Raw genomic sequence first — 22,541 nt, forward strand, 5'->3', positions numbered from 1 at the left:
CGCTGCGGCTTACCAGGACTGGGTGGCTTTGAACGCTTCGATACCCGCCTTGATGCCGGCATCGATGTCGTCGTTAAAGTCGCCCTTCTCGTTGATCTTCGCCAGCAGGTCGGCCTTCTCGCGCTGGAAGTACGCGATCAGGGCCTGCTCGAAGGCGCCCACTTTGGACACTTCAACGTCGACCAGGTAGCCACGCTCGGCGGCGTACAGCGAAACGGCCATCTCGGCGATGGACATCGGCGCGTACTGCTTCTGCTTCATCAGCTCGGTGACACGCTGACCATGCTCCAGCTGCTTGCGGGTCGCTTCGTCCAGGTCGGAAGCGAACTGCGCGAACGCAGCCAGTTCACGGTACTGGGCCAGCGCGGTACGGATACCACCGGACAGCTTCTTGATGATCTTGGTCTGAGCGGCGCCACCCACGCGGGATACCGAGATACCGGCGTTGACGGCCGGACGGATGCCTGCGTTGAACATGGCCGATTCCAGGAAGATCTGACCGTCGGTGATGGAAATCACGTTGGTCGGAACGAACGCGGAAACGTCGCCAGCCTGGGTTTCGATGATCGGCAGTGCGGTCAGCGAGCCGGTCTTGCCCTTCACTTCGCCCTTGGTGAACTGCTCCACGTACTCTTCGGACACGCGGGAAGCGCGCTCCAGCAGGCGGCTGTGGAGATAGAACACGTCGCCCGGGTAGGCTTCACGTCCCGGCGGACGACGCAGCAGCAGGGAAATCTGGCGGTAGGCAACGGCCTGCTTGGACAGGTCGTCGTACACGATCAGGGCGTCTTCACCGCGGTCGCGGAAGTATTCGCCCATGGTGCAACCGGAGTACGGCGCCAGGTATTGCAGGGCGGCGGACTCGGAGGCGGAAGCGGCAACGATGATGGTGTTGGCCAGGGCGCCGTGCTCTTCCAGCTTGCGAACCACGTTGGCGATAGTGGACTGCTTCTGGCCGATGGCCACGTAGACGCACTTGATGCCGCTGTTGCGCTGGTTGATGATCGCGTCGATCGCCATGGCGGTCTTGCCGATCTGACGGTCACCGATGATCAGCTCGCGCTGGCCACGGCCGACCGGGATCATGGCGTCAACGGACTTGTAACCGGTCTGCACCGGCTGGTCCACGGACTTACGCCAGATCACGCCCGGAGCGACCTTCTCGACTGCGTCGGTCAGCTTGGCGTTGATCGGGCCCTTGCCATCGATCGGGTTGCCCAGGGCATCGACCACGCGACCCAGCAGTTCCGGACCGACCGGGACTTCCAGGATGCGGCCGGTGCACTTGGCGCTCATGCCTTCCTTCAGGCTCAGGTAGCTGCCCAACACCACGGCGCCCACGGAGTCCTGCTCCAGGTTCAACGCCATGCCGTAGACACCACCGGGGAATTCGATCATTTCGCCGTACATGACGTCGGCGAGACCGAAGATGCGCACGATACCGTCGGAAACGCTGACGACGGTGCCCTCGTTGCGGGCTTGAGCGGCGACATCGGTTTTCTCGATGCGCTGCTTGATGATTTCACTAATCTCGGAAGGATTCAGTTGCTGCATGCCATGACCCTCAAATCAGGATTTCAACGATTCGGCCAACTGGCTCAGTTTGCCGCGGACCGAACCGTCGACAACCACGTCGCCGGCGCGAATCACGACGCCGCCGATCAGCGCAGGATTCACCGCCTGCTGGAGGTTGACGGTGCGATCTAGTCGCTTGGACAGGGCGGCAGCCAAGGATTGGAGTTGCTCGTTGCTAAGCTCGTACGCGGTTTCCACCTGCGCATCGAGCGTTTTTTCGGACTCGGCCTTGAGCTCCTCGAACAGCTCGCGCACGGTCGGCAGCACCGCCAGGCGATCGTTCTCGCCCAGGGTCAGCACGAAATTGCGGAACGCTTCGTCGATATCGCTACCGAACAGACGAACCAGAGCCTCGACCTTGCTTTCGCGGGTCAGGCGCGGGTCGTTCAGCAACGCGGCGACTTCGGGAACTTCGACGGCGACGGCTGCCAGGTTCAGCATGGCCGACCAGGCATCCGCACGACCGGCCGCGCTGGCGACCTCGAAAGCGGCTTTGGCGTAAGGCCGAGCAAGCGTCTGGGTATTGATCATCGCTCGCCTCGCTTAGAGTTGGGAGGCCAGTTTTTCGACCAGATCGTTGTGTACCTTGGCGTCCACCTGGGACTCCAGAATCTTCTCCGCACCGGCCACGGCCAGAGCCGCCACCTGGTTGCGCAGTTGATCCTTGGCGCGGTTCACTTCCTGTTCGATTTCGGCGCGGGCACCGGCGATCAGGCGTTCGCCTTCGGCGCGAGCCTGTTCTTTGGCTTCCTCGATGATCGAGTTGGCGTGCTTGTTCGCCTGCTCGAGGATCTGGGCAGCCTGTTCCTTGGTCTCGCGGAGGGTGTTGGACACCTTCTCCTGAGCCAGTTTCAGGTCTTGCTGCGCACGGCCGGCGGCATCCAGACCTTCGGCGATTTTCTTCTGGCGGGCACTCATGGCGGCCGTTACCGGCGGCCAGACGAACTTCATGCAGAACCAGACGAAAATAGCGAAGGCGAGCGTTTGACCGAGCAGCGTCAGATTAATGTTCACTGATCTACCTCATGCTATTTCGTTGTTTCACAGTGATTGCAGCCGGGTGGCGGGCCTCAGGCGCCGCCGCCCGGAAGTAATCATTGATTAGCCAGCGACGCTGGGAGCAACAACGAAGATGAGGTACATGGCGATACCAACACCGATCATCGGAACGGCGTCGAGCAGACCGGCCATCAGGAAGGTCTTGGTTTGCAGCTGGGGAGCCAGCTCGGGTTGACGAGCGGTGGATTCCAGCAGCTTGCCACCCAGGATGGAGAAGCCGATGCCGGTGCCCAGAGCACCCAGACCGATCATGATAGAGGCGGCGATGATGACGAGTTCCATGTAAAGCTCCTGAAGCTAAGGGGTTAGGGTTTGCAAAGGATCGAGCGTTGCTCAGTGGTGTTCTTCATGGGCAGCGCTGAGGTACACCACGGTCAGCACCATGAAGATGAACGCCTGCAGCGGGATCACCAGAATATGGAAGATCGCCCACGGCACGTTCAGTGCCCACTGCACGTAGAACGGCAGCAGTGCGATGAGGATGAACACCACCTCACCGGCATACATGTTGCCGAACAAACGCAGAGCCAGACTCAGCGGCTTGGTCAGCAGACCGAGGATTTCGAGGAACAGGTTGAAGGGGATCAGCGACCAGTGCTTGAACGGGGTGAAGCCCAGTTCCTTGGCGAAGCCGCCGACGCCCTTGACCTTGACGCTGTAGAACAGGATCAGGATGAACACGCCCAGCGACAGGCCGAAGGTGCCGTTCGGGTCGGCGGTCGGCACGATCTTGAAGGCCGGCAGGCCCAGCAGGGTGGCGATGCCCGGGATGTAGTCGACCGGGATCCACTTCAGGCTGTTCATCAGCAGCACCCAGACGAAGATGGTCAGGGCCAGCGGCGCGATGACGGGATTGCGACCATGGAAGGTGTCCTTGACGATGCCTTCGATGAACTCGACGCTGATTTCCACCAGGTTCTGCAGCTTGCCAGGCACGCCTTCGGTGGCGCTCTTGGCAACCATGCGGAACAGGAAGATGAAGATGAAGCCCATCAGCAGCGACCAGCCCAGGGTATCCAGGTGGACGGCCATGAAGCCCATGGCCTGGGCTTCGGCGCCGGTCTGGGCGACGGTCCAGGTGGCCTGATCGAGGACGCTGCCATCTGCGCGAACATAGCCTTCCGGCAACTTGCCATAGGTCAGGTTCTGCAGGTGGTGCTGGATATACTCAGCCGGGGTGCTTGCCATAGTCGCCTCAAAATGCTCAATGCTTCGGATTGTTTTTCAGCAGCAGCAATGCGCTTGCCCCCGTGCCCAGCACCAGCAGGTAGCCGGTGAACAGAGCGAGCGGCTGCAAGGGCTTTACCGCCACGAACACCAGCGCGAACAGCGCTGCTGTCAGAATCAGCTTGCCCATTTCGCCCGCCCAGAAGGACTGGACGATGGCCCGGGCCGATCGCGCGCCAAAATAACGAAAGGCCTTGAACGCGAAATACACATTGGCCAACAGGGCAATCAGTCCGCCCAGAAGCATGGAGTACCCCGTGAGCCGGCCGAACAGGACCGTGCCACACAGGGCTGCGACCAGCATCACCAGGCTCTGCGCCCGCAACACCCGGAAAACCGGCAGGCGATACAGCGGTGTCTTGTTGCGGTAGTTCACCGATCGTCCCATTGGCTCGGCGGACCCGCCGCCGAAAAATGCGGGGCGAGTATAGGGTGGTCCCCTCTGGCACTCAACCGCCTTATGGTGGATTTCCGACTATCGCCGAATGTGAAGTGTTTCAGCGGATATGCGCCAGGACGCCCTGCAACTCGTCCAGAGAACTGTAGCGGATGATCAGTTGGCCCTTGCCTTTCTGTCCATGACGGATCTGCACGGGTGAGCCCAGGCGCTCCGCCAGCCGCTGCTCCAGTCGCTCGATATCGGGGTCCGCGCGCTCCTCGCGCGCCGGACGCTCCTTCTCGTTAAGCCACTGACGCACCAGGGCTTCGGTCTGCCGCACGGTCAGCCCGCGTGCGACAACATGCCGCGCACCTTCCACCTGGCGTTCCGCCGGCAGGCCCAGCAAGGCGCGCGCATGCCCCATCTCCAGGTCGCCATGAGCCAGCAAGGTCTTGATTTCCTCAGGCAGGGCGATCAGGCGCAGCAGGTTGCTGATGGTCACCCGCGACTTGCCGACCGCATCGGCCACCTGTTGCTGGGTCAGCTGAAATTCCTGCTGCAGCCGCTGCAAGGCCACCGCTTCCTCGATGGGGTTGAGGTCCTCGCGCTGGATATTCTCGATCAGCGCCATGGCGATGGCGGCCTCGTCGGGCACTTCACGCACCATGGCCGGGATCTTTTCCAGTCCGGCCTGTTGGCTGGCCCGCCAGCGGCGCTCGCCGGCGATGATCTCGTAGCGGTTGTCGCCGATCGGGCGCACCACGATCGGCTGCATGACGCCCTGGGCCTGGATCGAATGGGCCAGCTCCTCCAGGGCCTCGGGGTCCATGTCGCGACGCGGCTGGTACTTGCCGCGCTGGATCAGGTCGAGCGGCAGGTGTTGCAGCTCGCGCTGGTCGGCCGTAGCGGCCTCTTCCTGCATGGCGGTCACGCTGGCTCCGCCGAGCAGGGCATCGAGTCCACGTCCGAGACCTTTTTTCTTGATCGCCATGCGGGTTCCTTGAGTCAGGCGGGGACTGCGGCCTGGCGGCGCGCCAGTTCGCCGGCCAGCGCCAGATAGGCCAGCGCCCCGCGGGATTGCTTGTCGTAGGCCAACGCGGGCATGCCGTAGCTGGGCGCTTCGGCCAGCCGCACGTTGCGCGGAATGATGGTGTCGTAGAGACGGTCGCCGAAATGCGCCTTGAGCTGCTCGGACACTTCGTTGGCCAGGCTGATGCGCGGGTCGTACATGGTGCGCAGCAGGCCTTCGATCTTCAGCCCGGGATTGAGCGCCTGGGCGATGCGCTGGATGGAGTTGACCAGATCGGTCAGACCTTCCAGGGCGTAGTACTCGCACTGCATGGGAATGATCACCCCGTCCGCCGCGGCCAGGGCGTTGACGGTCAGCATGGACAGGGTCGGCGGGCAATCGATCAGGATGTAGTCGAAACGGTCGCGCACCGGCGCCAGGGCCTCGCGCAGGCGCAACTCGCGGTTCGGCACCTTGAGCAGCTCCACCTCGGCGGCGGTGAGGTCACGGTTGGCCGGCAGCAGTGGATAGCCGCCGTGTTCGCAGTGCTGCAGCGCCTCGTCGACGCTGCAGTTGCCCAGCAGCACATCGTAGATGGTCAGCTCGACGGCGGACTTGTCCACACCGCTGCCACTGGTGGCGTTGCCCTGTGGATCAAGGTCGATGAGCAGCACCTTGCGCTTGGTGGCCACCAGCGAAGCTGCCAGGTTGATGCAGGTGGTGGTCTTGGCGACCCCACCCTTCTGGTTGGCGATGGCAAATACCTTGCCCATGGCTGTCACATTCCCCTGTCTAGACCGTGCGGCGCAGTATCAGCAGATGCCGTTGGCCTTGGCAACCAGGGACCTTCAGCACCTGGCAACTTTCCAGGCGGAAGTCTTCCGGCAGGGCCTGCAGCTCGTCATCCGGCTGCACGCCCTTCATGGCCAGCCAGCGGGTTTCGCCATCGCCCAGATGGCGGGTCCAGTCGGCGAAGTCCTGCAGCGAACTGAACGCGCGCGAGCAGATGCCAGCAAAGGACTGCGCCGGGGTGTAGGCCTCGACGCGACTGTGGACAACATCCAGGTTCGACAGTTGCAACTCCAGCTTCACCTGGGTCAGGAAGCGGGTCTTCTTGCCGTTGGAATCCAGCAGGGTGAACTTCCGCTCCGGGAACAGGATGGCCAGCGGCACACCGGGCATGCCGCCGCCGGAGCCCACATCCAGCCAGCGCTCGCCCAGCGGCGCCACACTGGGCACGATGCTCAGGCTGTCGAGCAGATGACGGGACACCATCTCGTCGGGGTCGCGCACCGCCGTGAGGTTGTAGGCCTTGTTCCACTTGATCAGCAGGGCCAGGTAGGCAAGCAGCTGTTCTTCCTGGCGGGCCTGCAGGCTCACGCCAAGCTGACGCGCGCCCTGGCGCAATTCTTCGGCATGCCGTTCGGTCACCAGGCTCATCAGGCGCTTTGCTCCAGGCCGCGGGCAGCGCCGCGTTTCTTCAGGTGGATGAGCAGCAGGGAAATCGCCGCCGGAGTGACGCCGGGGATGCGTCCGGCCTGCCCCAGGGTTTCCGGGCGGGCCTGGCCGAGCTTCTGCTGGATCTCCCGCGACAGGCCGGAAATCGCCGTGTAGTCGATATCCTCCGGCAGGCGGACGTCCTCGCTGGCCCGCAGGCGAGCAATCTCGTCCTGCTGACGCTCGATATAACCGGCGTACTTGGTACGGATCTCCACCTGTTCGGCAACCTGCGGGTCCACTTCCGTGTCGCCGCTGACAGCCAGCAGGCCGGCGTAGTCCACCTCCGGACGGGCCAGCAGGTTGAGCAGGTTGTATTCGTGGGTCAGCGGAGTGCCGAAGCGCTGCACAATCGCCTCACCCTCCGGCGTGCCTGGACGGACCCAGGTGCTCTTCAGGCGCTGTTCCTCGCGGGCGATGCCCTCGCGCTTGGCTTCGAAGGCTGCCCAGCGTGCGTCGTCGATCAGGCCCAGTTCGCGGCCCTTCTCGGTCAGGCGCAGGTCCGCGTTGTCCTCGCGCAGGATCAGCCGGTACTCGGCGCGCGAGGTGAACATGCGATACGGCTCCTGGGTGCCCAGGGTGATCAGGTCGTCGACCAGCACACCCAGATAGGCCTCGTCACGGCGCGGACTCCAAGCCTCGCGGCCCTGCGCACGCAGCGCGGCATTGGCGCCGGCCAGCAGGCCCTGTGCGCCGGCCTCTTCGTAGCCGGTGGTGCCGTTGATCTGACCGGCAAAGAACAGCCCGCCGATCACTTTGGTTTCCAGCGAGGACTTCAGGTCGCGGGGATCCAGGTAGTCGTACTCGATCGCATAACCCGGGCGCACGATGTGGGTGTTCTCCAGGCCGCGGATGGAACGCACGATCTCCAGCTGGACATCGAAGGGCAGCGAGGTGGATATCCCGTTCGGGTAATACTCGTTTGTGGATAACCCTTCCGGCTCCAGAAACACCTGGTGGCTGTCCTTGTCGGCGAAGCGGTGGATCTTGTCCTCGATCGACGGACAGTAGCGCGGGCCGATGCCCTCGATGATCCCCGAATACATGGGCGAGCGATCCAGGTTGCCGGCGATGATCTGGTGAGTACGCGCGTTGGTATGGGTAATCCAGCAGCTGACCTGGCGCGGGTGCTGCTCCACCTTGCCCAGGTAGGACATCACCGGCGTCGGCGTGTCGCCCGGCTGCTCGGTCATCACCGAGAAATCGATGGTGCGGCCATCCAGGCGCGGGGGCGTGCCGGTCTTCAGGCGGCCGATGCGCAGCGGCAGCTCGCGCAGGCGACGGGCCAGGGCGATCGAGGGCGGGTCGCCAGCGCGACCGCCAGAGTAGTTCTGCAACCCGATGTGGATAAGTCCGCCGAGGAAGGTTCCGGTGGTCAACACCACGTTATCGGCCAGGAAACGCAGGCCCATCTGAGTGACGACACCCTTGACCTGATCCTGTTCGACGATCAGGTCATCGGCGGATTGCTGGAATATCCACAGGTTGGGCTGGTTTTCCAGCAGGCTGCGGATGGCGGCCTTGTACAACGCGCGATCCGCCTGGGCGCGGGTGGCGCGTACGGCGGGCCCTTTGCGCGCATTGAGCACACGGAACTGGATGCCGGCCAGGTCGGTGGCTTGCGCCATGACACCGCCCAGCGCATCGATCTCCTTGACCAGGTGGCTCTTGCCGATGCCGCCGATCGCCGGGTTGCAGCTCATGTGGCCGAGGGTTTCCACGTTGTGGCTGAGCAGCAGGGTCTTCACGCCCATGCGCGCAGCGGCCAGGGCCGCCTCGGTACCGGCATGGCCACCGCCGATCACGATGACGTCGAAACGGGAAGGGAAGTCCACCACGCACCTCGCGGTTATGAACTGTGAATTCGGGGAAGCCGGCAAGTATAGGCGTAGAGAGTGCCTGAAAGAAGTCATGGCCGTCGCTTGCCCGCCACTCGGTACGCCAGGTCTTTTATAGATAGAGAGATATGAATTTCTTAAAGAGCTTTCTCTTAAAGCTATGTTTAGCAACGTTCCGTTCTGTGGATAACGGCCTGTAAGCCCTCTGGCAAAGGGCTTTCAGACAATGACAACCCTGTGCCGAACCCGGGTGCAAGCTTGGCATAAGCGGTCGGCAAGCTGGGGAGAAGTGGCCTATCTATCCACAAGCGCGTTTTCCAGTGGCCAATCCCCAGGCTTATCGACCGGGTTCACAGGCAGTTGTGCACAGGGTTTGCGGGTCACTTGCCGATGCAGAAACTGGAAAAGATGCGTCCCAGCAGATCGTCGGAACTGAACGCACCGGTGATCTCGCCCAGTGCCTGCTGCGCCTGACGCAGATCCTCGGCAAGCAGCTCGCCGGCGCCGGCCAGGGTCAGCTGGGCATGCCCGTGATCCAGGTGGGCGGCTGCCTGATGCAAGGCTTCCAGGTGCCGGCGGCGTGCGCTGAAGCCACTTTCGGCGGTCTGCTGATAACCCATGCAGGTCTTCAGATGCTCGCGCAGCAGGTCCAGACCGGCGCCACTGCGTGCCGACAGGCTCAGGGTGACATGGCCATCGGCGCCCTGCTGGAGGCCGGCCGGCTCGCCGCTCAGGTCGATCTTGTTGCGAATCAGGGTGACCCGCTCGGGTGCCGGGCGCTTGTCCAGGAATTCCGGCCACAGCGCAAAGGGATCGTCGGCCTCCGCAGCGCTGGAGTCGACCAGAAGCAGAATGCGGTCGGCCTCCTCGATAGCCTTGAGCGCGCGTTCCACACCGATACGCTCCACCTGATCCTCGGTGTCGCGCAGCCCGGCGGTATCCACCACGTGCAGCGGCATGCCATCGATGTGGATATGTTCGCGCAGCAGGTCGCGGGTGGTGCCGGCGATGTCGGTAACGATCGCCGCCTCGCGGCCGGCCAGGGCATTGAGCAGGCTGGACTTGCCGGCATTGGGGCGGCCGGCGATCACCACCGTCATGCCGTCGCGCAGCAACGCGCCCTGCCCGGCCGTGCGCTGTACCTCGGCCAGGTAGGCGCGGATGGCTTCCAGCTGGCGCAGCACGTGGCCATCCGCGAGGAAGTCGATTTCCTCCTCGGGGAAGTCGATGGCCGCTTCCACATAGATGCGCAGCTGGATCAGTTGTTCGCTCAGCTCGTGCACGCGCCGCGAGAACTCACCCTGCAGCGAGCGCAGGGCGTTGCGCGCCGCCTGGGCCGAGCTGGCCTCGATCAGGTCGGCAATGGCCTCGGCCTGGGCCAGGTCGAGCTTGTCGTTGAGGAAGGCGCGCTCGCTGAACTCGCCCGGACGCGCCTGCCGCGCGCCGAGTGCCAGGCAGCGATCCAGCAGCAGATCGAGCACCACCGGCCCGCCATGCCCCTGCAACTCCAGCACGTTTTCGCCGGTGAACGAATGCGGGCCGGGGAAGAACAGCAGGATGCCCTCGTCCAGCACCTGGCCCTCGGCGTCGCGCCAGGGCCCGTAGTGGGCGTGCCGCGGGCGCGGCGTGCGGCCGCTGAGCGCCTCGGCGATCGACAGGGCCAGCGGCCCGGAAACCCGCACGATGCCGACCCCTCCACGACCCTGGGCGGTGGCGACGGCGGCAATGGTGTCACGGCTGTGCATGGAACGTTTCTCCACAATGCAAAACGCCCCGAGAACGGGGCGTTTGCAGGGTTTGGCGAATGGCGCCGGCTTACTTGGCCGCGGCCTCGATCTGCCGGGTAATGTACCACTGCTGGGCGATGGACAGGACGTTGTTGACCACCCAGTACAGCACCAGACCAGCCGGGAACCACAGGAAGAAGAACGTGAAGATGATCGGCAGCAGTTTCATCACGCGCGCCTGCATGGGGTCCGGCGGCGTCGGGTTGAGTTGCTGCTGGATGAACATGGTCACGCCCATGATGATCGGCAGGATGAAGTACGGGTCGGTGATCGACAGGTCGGTGATCCACAGGATCCACGGCGCCTGGCGCATCTCCACGCTTTCCAGCAGCACCCAGTACAGGGCCAGGAACACCGGCATCTGCACGAGGATCGGCAGGCAGCCGCCCAGCGGGTTGATCTTCTCCTTCTTGTACAGCTCCATCATCGCCTGGGACATCTTCTGGCGATCGTCACCGTACTGCTCCTTGAGCGCCTGCAGCTTGGGCGACACGGCGCGCATGCGGGCCATGGACTTGTAGCTGGCCGCCGAGAGCGGGAAGAAGATCAGCTTGATGATCAGGGTCAGCACCACGATCGACCAGCCCCAGTTGCCCAGCACGTCGTGGATCAGCTCCAGCAGCCAGAAGATCGGCTGGGCGAGGAACCAGAGGATGCCGTAGTCGACGGTCAGGTCCAGGTCAGGGGCCAGGGCCTTGAGGTCTTCCTGGATCTTCGGACCGGCGTAGAGAGTCATGCCGGTTGCGCCCTGGCTGCCGGCGGGGACGTCGAGTGCCTGGCCGGTGAAGCCGACGATGTAGTTGCCCTGGCTGTCCTTGCGGCCGTAAACGCCGTTGCTGCTGTCGGCCGGCGGAATCCAGGCGGTGACGAAGTAATGCTGCAGCCAGGCGACCCAGCCACCTTGCACGGTAGTGCGTAGCGGCTTGTCGTCCAGGTCGCCCATGGAGACCTTCTTGTAGTTCTCCTCGGGGGTCCAGATCGCCGCGCCGAGGTAGGTGGCCGACGTGGCGGTGGTCGAAGACGGATCGGCGCTGCCGTCGCGTTTGAGCTGCGCGTACGGGGTGCCGCGCCAGGCCTGGCCGCTCTGGTTGTCGACCAGGTACTCGACTTTCAGGTCATAGCTGCCGCGGGTAAAGGTGAAGCGCTTGGTGTAGCTGATGCCCTGGTCGGCGTAGGTCAGGTCGACCACCAGACGGTCCTGACCTTCGGCCAGCTGGTACTGGCGCGATTCCGCGCTCCAGCGCGCCCGGCCGCTGCTGCTATCCGGCGCGTTGTTGCCGAGCAGACCGCTCTGGGCCAGATAGGTGCTGCCGTTGCGATTGTCGAACAGCTGGAACGGTACATCGGGGTTCTTCTGATGGCGCGGGTACTTCGGCAGGCTCAACTGGACGATATCGCCACCGACCGGGCTGATGGCCAGTTCCAGCACGTCGGTGCTGACACGGATCAGCTGGTCGGCACCGGCGGCATCGGCCACCTGGCTGGGTTGCGGCTGCGCCTGCTCCGCCACGGGCACATCGTCGTGCGCCGTGTTGCTCTGCGTGGTATCCGGCAGATCGCTGGCGGGGTTGGCGGCAATGGAGCTGTGTGCCGGCGGCTGTGCCGCCTGGCCGTAGTCCTCATTCCACTGCAGAACCAGCAGATAGGAGACGACTGCCAGGGCGACGAGCAATATCGAACGTTTGATATCCATGGTTACTCGGCCATCGAAGGGGGTCGGGGAGAGGAAGCGGGTGGAACCGGGTCGTAACCGCCCGGGTTCCACGGGTGACAGCGGGAAAGTCGGCGCAGGCTCAGCCAGCCGCCGCGCAGAACGCCATGCTGCTCGATGGCTTCCAGCGCGTAGCAGGAACAGGACGGATAGAAACGACAGTGGCTGGCCATCATGGGACTGATGGCGTAGCGATAGAACCGGATCGGTGCGACGACCAGTTTACGCATCCGCGAGCTGTGGGGCATGGGAACCGTCCTGGGGGCGTGGCAGCCGGGCAAGACGCTTCCAGAGCTTGATGAACTGGCCGGCAAGCTCCGGATTGTCCAGGTCGCCGAGGCCCTTGCGGGCCACGACCACGACATCCCAGCCAGCCAGATCGCACTGCTGCTGGCGGAATGTTTCGCGGATCTGGCGCTTCAGACGGTTGCGCTCGACCGAGAGCCTGACGCTCTTCTTGCCGATCACCAGCCCGAGGCGGGGGTGATCCAGACCGTTTGCGCGGGCGAGGAGCAGAACGTTCCTGCCCGCGACCTTACCGCTGGGTGAGTCGAAGACTGCTTTGAACTGTCGGGGTTTGAGCAGGCGCTTTTCCCGACCGAAACTTCGGCTCACCACGAGTGCTGCTGTGGTCAGACGGTCAGACGCTTGCGGCCCTTGGCGCGACGACGCGACAGGACAGCACGGCCGTTCTTGGTGGCCATGCGGGCGCGGAAACCGTGGACGCGAGCGCGCTTCAGGGTGCTGGGTTGGAAAGTGCGTTTCATGATGGATTACCTGGTGGTCACTACGGGCCGGGAGTGGCCCCCGTTTTAAGAGACCGGCAATTCTAGAGAAAGCGAGGGGGCAGGTCAATTTCCAGCCAGCCCCGGCTCGTCTGAAGAAAAGGAATAGGTACTTTTGAGGAAAAGATTGTTTATGTCGTTATGTATTGGTCGCCGAGACTGTTGTGGATAACCTTGCCTAAGCCGTCTGTTCTAGGGCTTGCGGCGCTGTATAGGTCAGCGGATAAGCGTTGGCGTTCCGGTGCACGGGTTGCGGATAAGCGGTGGATGGAATGGCAGCTTACCCACACCCGATTTTTCCCGATCGTTATCCGGTGGCTTGCCCACAGAAGTATCCCTTGGTTTATCAACAGATTGGCGCACAGCTGCGTTGCGCCTGACCCATCGGCTCGCCGGCGCGGCGATCGCCCTGTTTGTTGTGGATAACATCCCCCCTGCTCGCTACAATGCCCGCTTGTTTGGCGACCATGTTTTACGCCTTCGAGGCTTGGGGGTATCCGTGTCTGTGGAACTATGGCAGCAGTGTGTGGAACTGCTTCGCGATGAGCTGCCGGCCCAGCAATTCAACACCTGGATTCGCCCGCTGCAGGTCGAAGGGGATGCCGATGAGCTGCGCGTGTATGCGCCCAATCGCTTCGTGCTCGACTGGGTCAATGAAAAGTACCTGGGTCGTCTGATCGAGCTGCTCGGTGAGCGTGGGAATGGCCTGTCGCCCGCCGTGTCGTTGCTGATCGGTGCTCGCCGCAGTGCTCGCCCAGCTGCCACTGCGCCGCGGCCGGTGGCTGCTGCGGCTCCTGCGCCGGCCATCGATGCGATGCCGGCGCCTGCAGTCGAGGCCCCAATGGTTGCTCCGCCGCCGGCGCCCAGCCGGGTGGTCGAGCGCAACGTCCAGGTGGAAGGTGCGCTCAAGCACACCAGCTACCTTAATCGCACCTTCACCTTCGAGAACTTCGTCGAGGGCAAGTCCAACCAGCTCGCGAGGGCGGCCGCCTGGCAGGTGGCCGACAATCCCAAGCACGGCTACAACCCGCTGTTTCTGTACGGCGGGGTCGGCCTGGGCAAGACGCACCTGATGCACGCGGTGGGTAACCACCTCCTGAAGAAGAATCCCAATGCCAAGGTGGTCTACCTGCATTCCGAGCGTTTCGTGGCCGACATGGTCAAGGCGCTGCAGCTCAATGCCATCAACGAGTTCAAGCGTTTCTACCGTTCGGTGGATGCGCTGCTGATCGACGATATCCAGTTTTTTGCCAAGAAGGAGCGCTCCCAGGAGGAGTTCTTCCACACCTTCAACGCGCTGCTGGAAGGTGGTCAGCAGGTCATCCTGACCAGCGATCGCTACCCCAAGGAAATCGAGGGTTTGGAGGAGCGGCTGAAATCGCGCTTCGGCTGGGGCCTCACGGTGGCGGTCGAGCCGCCCGAGCTGGAAACTCGCGTGGCGATCCTGATGAAGAAGGCCGAGCAGACGCGTATCGAGCTGCCCCATGACGCCGCGTTCTTCATCGCGCAGCGCATCCGCTCCAACGTCCGTGAGCTGGAAGGGGCACTCAAGCGCGTGATTGCTCACTCGCATTTCACCAACAGCCCGATCAGCATCGAGCTCATTCGCGAGTCGCTGAAGGACCTGCTCGCCCTGCAGGACAAGCTGGTCAGCATCGACAACATCCAGCGCATCGTGGCCGAGTACTACAAGATCAAGCTGACCGAGCTCCTCTCCAAGCGACGCTCGCGTTCCATCGCCCGGCCACGACAGGTGGCCATGGCGCTGTCCAAGGAGCTGACCAATCACAGCCTGCCGGAGATTGGTAATGCGTTCGGTGGGCGAGACCACACCACGGTCCTGCACGCCTGCCGTAAGATTGCCGAGCTCAAGGAATCCGACGCGGACATCCGTGAGGATTACAAGAACCTGCTGCGCACGCTGACCACCTGATTCCACCTGTTCGCAAGGAACCCACCATGCATTTCACCATTCAACGCGAAGCCCTGTTGAAACCCCTGCAACTGGTGGCCGGCGTCGTTGAGCGCCGTCAGACGCTGCCCGTGCTTTCCAACGTTCTGCTGGTGGTTCAGGGCCAGCAGCTGTCTCTGAGCGGTACCGACCTGGAAGTGGAGCTGGTTGGCCGCGTCAGCCTGGAGGAGCCAGCCGAGCCGGGGGAGATCACCGTGCCGGCGCGCAAGCTGATGGATATCTGCAAGAGCCTGTCCAGCGATGCGCTGATCGACATGCGCGTCGATGATCAGAAGTTGCTGATCAAATCCGGCCGCAGCCGCTTCACGCTCTCTACCCTCCCCGCCAACGATTTTCCCAGCGTCGAGGAAGGTCCCGGTTCGCTGGGTTTCAGCGTTGCACAAAGCAAGCTGCGTCGGCTGATCGAGCGGACCGGCTTTGCCATGGCCCAGCAGGACGTGCGCTATTACCTCAACGGCATGTTGCTGGAGGTCAATGCCGGTGTGCTGCGCGCCGTGGCCACCGATGGGCATCGTCTGGCCATGTGTGCCCTGAATGCCGGTATTCCTCATGGCGACCGCCATCAGGTCATCGTGCCACGCAAGGGGATTCTCGAGCTGGCCCGCCTGCTCACCGATCAGGACGGCGAAGTGGCTATCACCCTGGGCCAGCACCATATCCGCGCCACCACCGGTGAATTCACCTTTACGTCCAAGCTGGTCGACGGCAAGTTCCCCGACTATGAGCGCGTGCTGCCCCGTGGCGGCGACAAGGTGGCGATCGGCGACCGCCAGCAGCTTCGCGAAGCGTTCAGTCGCACTGCCATCCTCTCTAACGAAAAGTACCGTGGCATCCGGCTGCAGCTGGAGAATGGCCTGCTAAAGCTGCAGGCCAACAACCCGGAGCAGGAAGAGGCCGAGGAAGAAGTGGTAGTGGAATACCAGGGCTCGCCTCTGGAGATCGGCTTCAACGTCAGCTACCTGCTGGATGTGCTCGGTGTGATGAGTGCGGAGCAGGTGCGCCTGGTGCTCTCCGATGCCAACAGCAGTGCGCTGGTGCAGGAAGCCGACAACGACGACTCTTCCTACGTCGTCATGCCGATGCGCCTGTAATACGCGCACCTGCCTTTTCGAAGTGTCCCTGCTTCGTCTGATGGTCACCGGCGTGCGCAATCTGCAGCCGGTGACCCTGCAGCCTTCCCCCCGTATCAACATCCTCCACGGTGCCAACGGCAGCGGTAAGACCAGCGTGCTCGAGGCTATCCATCTGCTGGGCATGGCGCGGTCCTTTCGTAGTCCGCGCCTGCAGCCCGTCATTCAGGCCGAGCATAGCGCCCTGACTGTTTTTGGTGAGATCCAGCTTGCCGAGGGTGGCTGCAGCAGCTTGGGCCTCGGCCGTGAACGAAACGGCGAGCTGCAGATCCGTATCGACGGACAGAATGCACGCAGTGCCGCGCAGTTGGCCGAAGCGCTGCCGTTGCAGCTGATCAATCCGGACAGTTTCCGGCTGCTTGAGGGCGCGCCCAAGGTACGCCGCCAGTTCCTGGATTGGGGAGTGTTCCACGTGGAACCTCGCTTCCTAGGCAGCTGGCAACGCCTGCAAAAGGCCCTCAGGCAGCGGAATTCGTGGCTTCGGCATGGTAGACTGGACGCCGTTGCGCAGGCTGCCTGGGACCGGGAGCTGTGCCTGGCAAGCCGAGAAATCGACACCTATCGACGCGCTTATCTCCACTCCCTGAAACCGGTTTTCGAGAACACGCTGGCCCAGCTGCTGGACCTTCCCGGGCTGTCCCTCAGCTACTACCGAGGGTGGGACAAGGATCGCGAGCTGGAGGAAGTGCTGGAGAGCAGCCTGCAGCGAGACATGTCGCTCGGCCACACCCAGGCAGGTCCTCAGCGCGCCGATCTGCGTTTGCGCCTGGAGGGCCACAATGCGGCAGACATTCTATCCCGCGGTCAGCAGAAGCTGGTGGTGTGCGCCTTGCGCATAGCCCAGGGGCATCTGCTCAATCAGGCCAAACAGGGTCGTTGCCTCTATCTGGTAGACGACCTGCCCTCGGAGCTGGACGAGCGTCACCGGATGGCGTTGTGTCGCCTCCTTGAAGAGTTGCAGTGCCAGGTATTCATCACCTGCGTCGAACCCCACGTATTGAAGGATGGCTGGCGCACGGATACGCCGGTTGCCATGTTCCACGTGGAACATGGTCGAATCACCCAAGACTATCGGAGTGAAGCATGAGCGAACAAAACACCTACGACTCCTCCAGTATCAAGGTGCTGAAGGGATTGGATGCAGTGCGCAAACGCCCCGGTATGTACATCGGCGATACCGACGATGGCACCGGTCTGCACCATATGGTGTTCGAGGTGGTGGACAACTCCATCGATGAAGCCCTGGCCGGCTACTGCTCCGAAATCACCATTACCATTCATACCGACGAATCGATCACCGTCCGCGACAACGGGCGGGGCATTCCTGTGGATATCCACAAGGAAGAAGGCGTTTCGGCTGCCGAGGTCATCATGACCGTGCTGCATGCTGGCGGTAAGTTTGATGACAACAGCTACAAGGTCTCGGGCGGTCTCCATGGCGTGGGCGTCTCGGTGGTCAATGCGCTCTCCGAAGAGCTGGTGATGACCATTCGGCGTGCCGGAAAAGTGTGGGAGCAGACCTACGTGCATGGCGTGCCGCAGGCGCCTCTGGCCGCAGTGGGCGAAACCGAGGGCACTGGCACGCAGATCCACTTCAAGCCGTCCGCGCAGACCTTCCGCAATATCCATTTCAGTTGGGACATCCTGGCCAAACGCCTGCGCGAGCTGTCGTTCCTCAACTCCGGCGTCGGCATCGTGCTGCGCGACGAACGCAGCGGCAAGGAAGAACTCTTCAAATACGAAGGCGGCTTGAAGGCCTTCGTCGAATACCTGAACACCAACAAGACCGCAGTCAACAGCGTGTTCCACTTCACCGTGCAGCGCGAAGAGGACGGTGTGGGCGTAGAAGTGGCCCTGCAGTGGAACGACGGCTTCAATGAAAACATCCTGTGCTTCACCAACAACATTCCGCAGCGTGATGGCGGCACCCACCTGGCGGGCTTCCGCTCGGCGCTGACACGCAATCTGAACAACTACATCGAGGCCGAGGGCCTGGCCAAGAAGTTCAAGATTTCCACCACTGGCGACGATGCCCGTGAAGGCCTGACCGCGATCATCTCGGTGAAGGTGCCGGATCCCAAGTTCAGCTCGCAGACCAAGGACAAGTTGGTGTCCTCGGAAGTGAAGACTGCGGTGGAACAGGAAATGGGCAAGTTCTTCGCTGACTTCCTGCTGGAGAACCCCAACGACGCCAAGGCGGTGGTCGGCAAGATGATCGATGCCGCACGGGCTCGCGAGGCCGCGCGCAAGGCCCGGGAAATGACCCGTCGCAAGGGCGCCCTGGACATCGCCGGCCTGCCGGGCAAGCTGGCTGACTGCCAGGAAAAGGACCCCGCGCTGTCCGAGCTCTACCTGGTGGAGGGTGACTCCGCCGGCGGTTCCGCCAAGCAGGGCCGCAACCGGCGCACCCAGGCGATCCTGCCGCTCAAGGGCAAGATCCTCAATGTGGAGAAGGCGCGCTTCGACAAGATGCTTTCCTCCCAGGAAGTGGGCACCCTGATCACCGCGTTGGGCTGCGGCATCGGCCGCGACGAGTACAACATCGACAAGCTGCGTTACCACAACATCATCATCATGACCGACGCCGACGTCGACGGCGCCCACATCCGTACCCTGCTGCTGACCTTCTTCTTCCGGCAGCTGCCGGAGCTGATCGAGCGTGGTTACGTCTACATCGCCCAGCCGCCGCTGTACAAGGTCAAGAAGGGCAAGCAGGAGCAGTACATCAAGGACGACGAGGCCATGGAGGAGTACATGACCCAGACCGCCCTTGAGGATGCCAGCCTGCACGTCAACGAGAACGCGCCGGGCATTTCCGGCCTGGCCCTCGAAGCCTTGGTCAACGATTACCGCGCGGTGATGAAGACCCTCAAGCGCCTGTCGCGCCTGTATCCGCAGGAGCTCACTGAACACTTCATGTACCTGCCGGCCATCGGCCTGGAGCAGTTCGCCAGCGAAAGCGCCATGCAGGGCTGGTTGGATGGGCTGCGTGAGCGCCTGAAGGCCGAGGAACGCTCGGGCCAGGCCACCTACCAGCTGCAGCTGCGCGAGGACCGCGAGCGCGGTTTCTGGCTGCCGGAGGTGGAGATCAAGTCCCACGGCCTGTCGCACTACATCACCTTCAACCGCGACTTCTTTGCCAGCAACGACTACAAGAGCGTCGTGGCATTGGGCGAGAAGCTGGGCAACCTGCTCGAGGAAGGCGCGTATGTGAAGCGTGGCGAGCGGCGCAAGGCGGTTAGCACCTTCAAGGAAGGCATGGACTGGCTGATGGCGGAAACCAGCAAGCGCTACAGCGTGCAGCGCTACAAGGGCCTGGGCGAAATGAACCCGGATCAGCTGTGGGAAACCACCATGGACCCGGCCGCCCGGCGCATGCTCAAGGTGACCATCGAGGACGCCATTGCCGCCGACCAGATCTTCAATACCCTGATGGGCGACGCCGTGGAGCCGCGCCGCGACTTCATCGAGGCCAATGCCCTGGCGGTGTCGAATCTGGACGTCTAACACCTGCAGACGATGAAAAAAACCCGGCCTGCGCCGGGTTTTTTTTTGCCGCGAAAGAGCCCTAGCCCATCCAGCCAAGGGTGAGGCCGGTGAGCATCAGGTAGCGCGCACCCTTGGCGACCAGGACCAGTAACAGGAAGCTCCACCAAGGCTCACGCATCACGCCGGCAATGACCGTCAGCGGATCGCCGATGATTGGGAGCCAGCTCAGCAGCAGGCTCCAGCGGCCGTAGCGTTGATAGCGCTGGCGGGCCTGTTCCAACTGCTGGGGGCTGACAGGGAACCAGCGTTTGTGCTGCCAGTGTTGCAGAGAACGACCCAGCAGCGCATTCAGGCAGGAGCCCAGCACGTTGCCGGCGGTTGCGATCCCCAGCAAGGCGACGATTGAATACTGCCCGCTCAGCAGCAGTGCCACCAGCAGGGCTTCGGATTGCAGGGGCAGCAGGGTTGCCGCTCCGAGGGCCGCAAGAAATAACCCGCTGTAGGCGCCGGCTTCGATCATCGTGTGGGCACTGCGTAGCGGGGAAAACGGCGCATGAGAAACATGTCTCTGGGAAAAGGCACGGCAGGGTAACCGAAGCGTCGCCGGCAACCCACGGAAAATCATGGACTTAGGTCTTATAGCCGACTGAGGTGGTTAACAGGCCTAATGACACTCACAACAACAATGACAAACCCGAACTCAATAACAACAACAGTCAACGCCTCTGACATAACAACGACAAGACGGCAGGGACGTAGCAAACAGATTCTTTTGACGTGGCTGTAGGTGCCCGGGAAAGAACGGACTGTCGCTTCAGGCAGCAGCCCGGTACCGGTTGAAGTAGCCGACACCCGCAGTCAAAAAAATACGTTCGCTCTTGGCTCCATGTGGGAGCCGTCAGCAACAGACACCAACGGCCATAACAACAACAAGGCCGGGGGCAGGCAAAGATACGCAGTTGAATGTTCAAGGGGAGCCTCAGGCTCCCCTTTTTGCTGCGCGCGCAAAATCCTCCGGTGGGGGTTACTTGAGCAGCCCTTCGGCCTCGAGTGCAGCCTGTACCGCCGGGCGTGCGGCGATGCGCTGCTGGAATGCCTGCAGCGCCGGATAGGGCGCGAGATCGACGGCCAGGAACTGGCACCAGCCCAGCACCACGAACAGGTAGGCATCGGCGACACCGAAGCGGTCACCCACCAGATAATCACGTCCCTGCAGGGCATCGGCGGTATAGGTCAGGCGCTGGGCGATCGTGGCGCGAGCGGCCTCCTTGACCTCCTCCGCAGTGCCTGGACGGAACAGCGCGCCGAAGTTCTTGTGCAGTTCGGTGGCGATGTAGTTCAGCCACTCCTGAGCACGCGCCCGGGCCAGGCTGCCCGCCGGAGCCAGCAGGCCGGCGTCGGGCTTCTGGTCAGCCAGGTACTGGACAATCGCCGGGCCTTCGGTCAGCAGTTCACCATCGTCCAGGCGCAGCGCGGGCACGTAACCCTTGGCGTTGATCTGGCTGAAGTCCTCACCGGAGGCGGTGCGGTGCGGTTGGGTACGCAGGTCGACCCTTTCCAGCTGGTGATCGAGACCCAGCTCGCACAGCACGATGTGCGGAGAAAGCGAGCAGGCGCCCGGGGCGTAGTAGAGCTTCATGATGGAATCCTATGCAGGTTGGAAATGGCGTCGCAGCCCTGCCCTGGTTCCACACCCGGGCAGGGCACCGTTCAGCTTGCCAGTAGAACGCTGCGATTGCGACCGTCGCGCTTGGCCTGGTACAGCGCCTGATCGGCACGGCGCAGCAGGCGCTGGTAGTCCGGATGGCCGTCGTGTACCGCCACACCGATGCTGACGCTGAGCTGAAGTACTTGGCCGCCGATGCGGAACGATTCGGAGGCAATGCGCTGCCGCAGGCTCTCGGCCACCTGCAAGGCGCGTGTCGGCTCGATGTCCACCAGGACCAGCAGGAACTCCTCGCCCCCATGGCGGAAGGCATAGTCGCCGCCGCGCGTGTTGCTGGTCAGCAGGCCGGCAATCTGCTGCAGCGCCTGGTCCCCGGCCTCGTGTCCGTAGGTGTCGTTGATCTGCTTGAAGTGGTCCACGTCGATCAGCAGCACCGCGAAGCTATGGCCACTCTGTCGGCTGTAGAGCACCTCCTTGCTCATCACCACCGGCAGGAACTTGCGGTTGAGCAGGTGGGTGAGTGCATCACGGCCGGCCTCCAGGTCGTTGGCCTGCTCGAACAGGCTGTCGAGCAGGAATCGGATCGACTTGGTCTGCTCGCGGATCTGGCGCAGCAGATCGATGGGCAGATCGCTGCGCCCGCCGTGTTCCTGGCTGCGCAAATCCTCCAGCTGGGCATCGATGGCACGGATGTAGGTGAGGATGGACGTGCTCTCCGGCGAACCCTGGAAGGCGTGCGAGGCCTTGTGGCGAAACCACAGGCCGAACTCCGAATCGCTGAGCTTCGGCAGATAGCTGGCCTGCTGGCCGGTGGCCAGGGCAAACATCAGTTGGTTCTCCCAGTCCAGCAGTGCGCCGCGTTGCCGCTCCTTCTCCGTGCCCAGGTTCTGCGACACCGAGAACAGTCGGTAGGCCTCTTCGGCACGCGAGTTGCGGTCGTGGGACAGCGAATAGGCCTGGCTCATGATCTCCATGGTCAGATCGATCAACTGGCAGGCCAGGCGCGTGGCGGCGTGCTGGGCGTGATCGTCCAGGCCGCTGTCCATGAGCAGCCGGGAAAGGTGGGTCTTCAGCTGGCGGGCGCCGCGCAGCACCAGGGACACCGGCACCTCGATGCGTGCGTGCACCTTGCCGACGTGCTGCTGCAGGCGAATGCACTCGATCACCTGTTCCGTCTGCTGGGCGGCAAACACGTTGATGATCCAGCGCTGCAGCGAACTGCTCAGCTGGGTACGTACCTGCTCATGACTGAGGTAGGGAGAGGAGCCGGGGTTTTCCAGCATCTGTTCGTAGAATTCGCGGGCCAGCGCGACGCGGTGCGTCTCGGCCAGAGACTGGAGAATCGGCAGGGCATCGGCGTATTGGCGGATCAGTGCCTGCCATTCTTGCGCGAGAAGTTCTTCATTCATGGGAGCAC

General features: G+C 63.0%; 22 protein-coding genes. 4 read left to right on the plus strand and 18 right to left on the minus strand.

All coding sequences use genetic code 11. The annotated features are described in order from the left end of the window. Positions 1-9: 9 nt before the first annotated feature. The 15 genes from atpA to rpmH all read right to left on the minus strand — a co-directional run bounded on the left by atpA (position 10) and on the right by rpmH (position 12,849). The gene (gene atpA, locus PT85_RS14570; protein WP_027588916.1) at positions 10-1,554 is read right to left on the minus strand and encodes a F0F1 ATP synthase subunit alpha; all 1,545 of its coding nucleotides are present in this window, start codon (positions 1,552-1,554) and stop codon (positions 10-12) included. Between the two features lie 15 nt (positions 1,555-1,569). After that, positions 1,570-2,106 carry a F0F1 ATP synthase subunit delta gene (locus tag PT85_RS14575; protein ID WP_027588917.1) on the minus strand — a complete coding sequence of 179 codons (537 nt, stop codon included), beginning with the start codon at positions 2,104-2,106 and terminating at the stop codon, positions 1,570-1,572. A gap of 12 nt (positions 2,107-2,118) precedes the next feature. Beyond that, entirely contained in the window at positions 2,119-2,589 is a 471-nt protein-coding gene (locus PT85_RS14580; protein WP_027588918.1) for a F0F1 ATP synthase subunit B, read from the minus strand. A gap of 87 nt (positions 2,590-2,676) precedes the next feature. Further along, positions 2,677-2,916 (minus strand): F0F1 ATP synthase subunit C, encoded by a 240-nt coding sequence (gene atpE, locus PT85_RS14585; protein WP_027588919.1) that lies wholly within the window; start codon positions 2,914-2,916, stop codon positions 2,677-2,679. A 51-nt stretch (positions 2,917-2,967) separates the two neighbouring features. Continuing rightward, a complete protein-coding gene (atpB, locus tag PT85_RS14590) occupies positions 2,968-3,822 on the minus strand; it encodes a F0F1 ATP synthase subunit A (RefSeq protein ID WP_027588920.1) in 855 nt (284 codons plus the stop codon). 16 nt (positions 3,823-3,838) lie between these two features. Then, a complete protein-coding gene (locus PT85_RS14595; RefSeq protein WP_074467532.1) occupies positions 3,839-4,249 on the minus strand; it encodes a F0F1 ATP synthase subunit I in 411 nt (136 codons plus the stop codon). Positions 4,250-4,358: 109 nt separating this feature from the next. Further along, a complete protein-coding gene (locus PT85_RS14600) occupies positions 4,359-5,231 on the minus strand; it encodes a ParB/RepB/Spo0J family partition protein (protein WP_027588922.1) in 873 nt (290 codons plus the stop codon). A 14-nt stretch (positions 5,232-5,245) separates the two neighbouring features. Continuing rightward, positions 5,246-6,022: a ParA family protein gene (locus PT85_RS14605; RefSeq protein ID WP_027588923.1), complete on the minus strand. Its 777-nt coding sequence runs from the start codon at positions 6,020-6,022 to the stop codon at positions 5,246-5,248. Between the two features lie 19 nt (positions 6,023-6,041). Then, positions 6,042-6,689, minus strand: coding sequence for a 16S rRNA (guanine(527)-N(7))-methyltransferase RsmG (gene rsmG, locus PT85_RS14610; RefSeq protein WP_027588924.1), 648 nt, complete (start codon positions 6,687-6,689; stop codon positions 6,042-6,044). Beyond that, entirely contained in the window at positions 6,689-8,581 is a 1,893-nt protein-coding gene (gene mnmG / locus PT85_RS14615; RefSeq protein WP_039562264.1) for a tRNA uridine-5-carboxymethylaminomethyl(34) synthesis enzyme MnmG, read from the minus strand. Before mnmG ends, rsmG begins: the two co-directional genes overlap by 1 nt. A 383-nt stretch (positions 8,582-8,964) precedes the next feature. After that, on the minus strand, positions 8,965-10,329 hold the full coding sequence (gene mnmE, locus PT85_RS14620; protein ID WP_027588926.1) for a tRNA uridine-5-carboxymethylaminomethyl(34) synthesis GTPase MnmE: 1,365 nt from the start codon (positions 10,327-10,329) through the stop codon (positions 8,965-8,967). Positions 10,330-10,399: 70 nt separating this feature from the next. Next, a complete protein-coding gene (gene yidC, locus PT85_RS14625; RefSeq protein WP_027588927.1) occupies positions 10,400-12,064 on the minus strand; it encodes a membrane protein insertase YidC in 1,665 nt (554 codons plus the stop codon). A gap of 2 nt (positions 12,065-12,066) precedes the next feature. Beyond that, entirely contained in the window at positions 12,067-12,312 is a 246-nt protein-coding gene (gene yidD / locus PT85_RS17835) for a membrane protein insertion efficiency factor YidD (protein WP_039562409.1), read from the minus strand. After that, a complete protein-coding gene (gene rnpA / locus PT85_RS14630) occupies positions 12,305-12,697 on the minus strand; it encodes a ribonuclease P protein component (RefSeq protein WP_082013092.1) in 393 nt (130 codons plus the stop codon). Before rnpA ends, yidD begins: the two co-directional genes overlap by 8 nt. Before the next feature lie 17 nt (positions 12,698-12,714). Beyond that, the gene (gene rpmH, locus PT85_RS14635; protein WP_021702523.1) at positions 12,715-12,849 is read right to left on the minus strand and encodes a 50S ribosomal protein L34; all 135 of its coding nucleotides are present in this window, start codon (positions 12,847-12,849) and stop codon (positions 12,715-12,717) included. A gap of 517 nt (positions 12,850-13,366) precedes the next feature. Here rpmH and dnaA point away from each other — a divergent pair. The 4 genes from dnaA to gyrB are packed head-to-tail and all read left to right on the plus strand — an operon-like array spanning position 13,367 to position 19,476. Then, the gene (gene dnaA / locus PT85_RS14640; RefSeq protein WP_027588929.1) at positions 13,367-14,800 is read left to right on the plus strand and encodes a chromosomal replication initiator protein DnaA; all 1,434 of its coding nucleotides are present in this window, start codon (positions 13,367-13,369) and stop codon (positions 14,798-14,800) included. A 26-nt stretch (positions 14,801-14,826) separates the two neighbouring features. Continuing rightward, positions 14,827-15,930 (plus strand): DNA polymerase III subunit beta, encoded by a 1,104-nt coding sequence (gene dnaN / locus PT85_RS14645; protein WP_039607095.1) that lies wholly within the window; start codon positions 14,827-14,829, stop codon positions 15,928-15,930. Positions 15,931-15,952: 22 nt separating this feature from the next. Then, positions 15,953-17,056, plus strand: coding sequence for a DNA replication/repair protein RecF (gene recF, locus PT85_RS14650; protein WP_039607096.1), 1,104 nt, complete (start codon positions 15,953-15,955; stop codon positions 17,054-17,056). After that, the gene (gyrB, locus tag PT85_RS14655) at positions 17,053-19,476 is read left to right on the plus strand and encodes a DNA topoisomerase (ATP-hydrolyzing) subunit B (RefSeq protein WP_027588932.1); all 2,424 of its coding nucleotides are present in this window, start codon (positions 17,053-17,055) and stop codon (positions 19,474-19,476) included. Before recF ends, gyrB begins: the two co-directional genes overlap by 4 nt. 61 nt (positions 19,477-19,537) lie before the next feature. Here the strand turns inward: gyrB and PT85_RS14660 are convergent, their stop codons facing one another. The 3 genes from PT85_RS14660 to PT85_RS14670 form a co-directional block, all read right to left on the minus strand. Then, positions 19,538-19,978, minus strand: coding sequence for a YqaA family protein (locus tag PT85_RS14660; RefSeq protein ID WP_027588933.1), 441 nt, complete (start codon positions 19,976-19,978; stop codon positions 19,538-19,540). Between the two features lie 504 nt (positions 19,979-20,482). Continuing rightward, positions 20,483-21,097 (minus strand): glutathione transferase GstA, encoded by a 615-nt coding sequence (gene gstA, locus PT85_RS14665; protein WP_039562281.1) that lies wholly within the window; start codon positions 21,095-21,097, stop codon positions 20,483-20,485. Positions 21,098-21,168: 71 nt separating this feature from the next. After that, positions 21,169-22,533 carry a diguanylate cyclase gene (locus PT85_RS14670; RefSeq protein ID WP_039562283.1) on the minus strand — a complete coding sequence of 455 codons (1,365 nt, stop codon included), beginning with the start codon at positions 22,531-22,533 and terminating at the stop codon, positions 21,169-21,171. Between the last annotated feature and the right edge of the window lie 8 nt (positions 22,534-22,541).

Source organism: Pseudomonas flexibilis (assembly GCF_000806415.1).
Taxonomy (GTDB): domain Bacteria; phylum Pseudomonadota; class Gammaproteobacteria; order Pseudomonadales; family Pseudomonadaceae; genus Serpens; species Serpens flexibilis.

Excerpts from the sequence above, each read along its gene's own strand:
- PT85_RS14670 (WP_039562283.1), bottom strand. The coding sequence starts at position 22,533 with ATGAATGAAGAACTTCTCGCGCAAGAATGGCAGGCACTGATCCGCCAA.
- mnmE (WP_027588926.1), bottom strand. The coding sequence starts at position 10,329 with ATGCACAGCCGTGACACCATTGCCGCCGTCGCCACCGCCCAGGGTCGT.
- dnaN (WP_039607095.1), top strand. The coding sequence starts at position 14,827 with ATGCATTTCACCATTCAACGCGAAGCCCTGTTGAAACCCCTGCAACTG.
- yidC (WP_027588927.1), bottom strand. The coding sequence starts at position 12,064 with ATGGATATCAAACGTTCGATATTGCTCGTCGCCCTGGCAGTCGTCTCC.
- rsmG (WP_027588924.1), bottom strand. The coding sequence starts at position 6,689 with ATGAGCCTGGTGACCGAACGGCATGCCGAAGAATTGCGCCAGGGCGCG.
- gstA (WP_039562281.1), bottom strand. The coding sequence starts at position 21,097 with ATGAAGCTCTACTACGCCCCGGGCGCCTGCTCGCTTTCTCCGCACATC.
- atpB (WP_027588920.1), bottom strand. The coding sequence starts at position 3,822 with ATGGCAAGCACCCCGGCTGAGTATATCCAGCACCACCTGCAGAACCTG.
- yidD (WP_039562409.1), bottom strand. The coding sequence starts at position 12,312 with ATGCGTAAACTGGTCGTCGCACCGATCCGGTTCTATCGCTACGCCATC.
- PT85_RS14660 (WP_027588933.1), bottom strand. The coding sequence starts at position 19,978 with ATGATCGAAGCCGGCGCCTACAGCGGGTTATTTCTTGCGGCCCTCGGA.
- PT85_RS14575 (WP_027588917.1), bottom strand. The coding sequence starts at position 2,106 with ATGATCAATACCCAGACGCTTGCTCGGCCTTACGCCAAAGCCGCTTTC.
- PT85_RS14605 (WP_027588923.1), bottom strand. The coding sequence starts at position 6,022 with ATGGGCAAGGTATTTGCCATCGCCAACCAGAAGGGTGGGGTCGCCAAG.
- atpA (WP_027588916.1), bottom strand. The coding sequence starts at position 1,554 with ATGCAGCAACTGAATCCTTCCGAGATTAGTGAAATCATCAAGCAGCGC.
- PT85_RS14595 (WP_074467532.1), bottom strand. The coding sequence starts at position 4,249 with ATGGGACGATCGGTGAACTACCGCAACAAGACACCGCTGTATCGCCTG.
- gyrB (WP_027588932.1), top strand. The coding sequence starts at position 17,053 with ATGAGCGAACAAAACACCTACGACTCCTCCAGTATCAAGGTGCTGAAG.
- rpmH (WP_021702523.1), bottom strand. The coding sequence starts at position 12,849 with ATGAAACGCACTTTCCAACCCAGCACCCTGAAGCGCGCTCGCGTCCAC.
- PT85_RS14600 (WP_027588922.1), bottom strand. The coding sequence starts at position 5,231 with ATGGCGATCAAGAAAAAAGGTCTCGGACGTGGACTCGATGCCCTGCTC.
- atpE (WP_027588919.1), bottom strand. The coding sequence starts at position 2,916 with ATGGAACTCGTCATCATCGCCGCCTCTATCATGATCGGTCTGGGTGCT.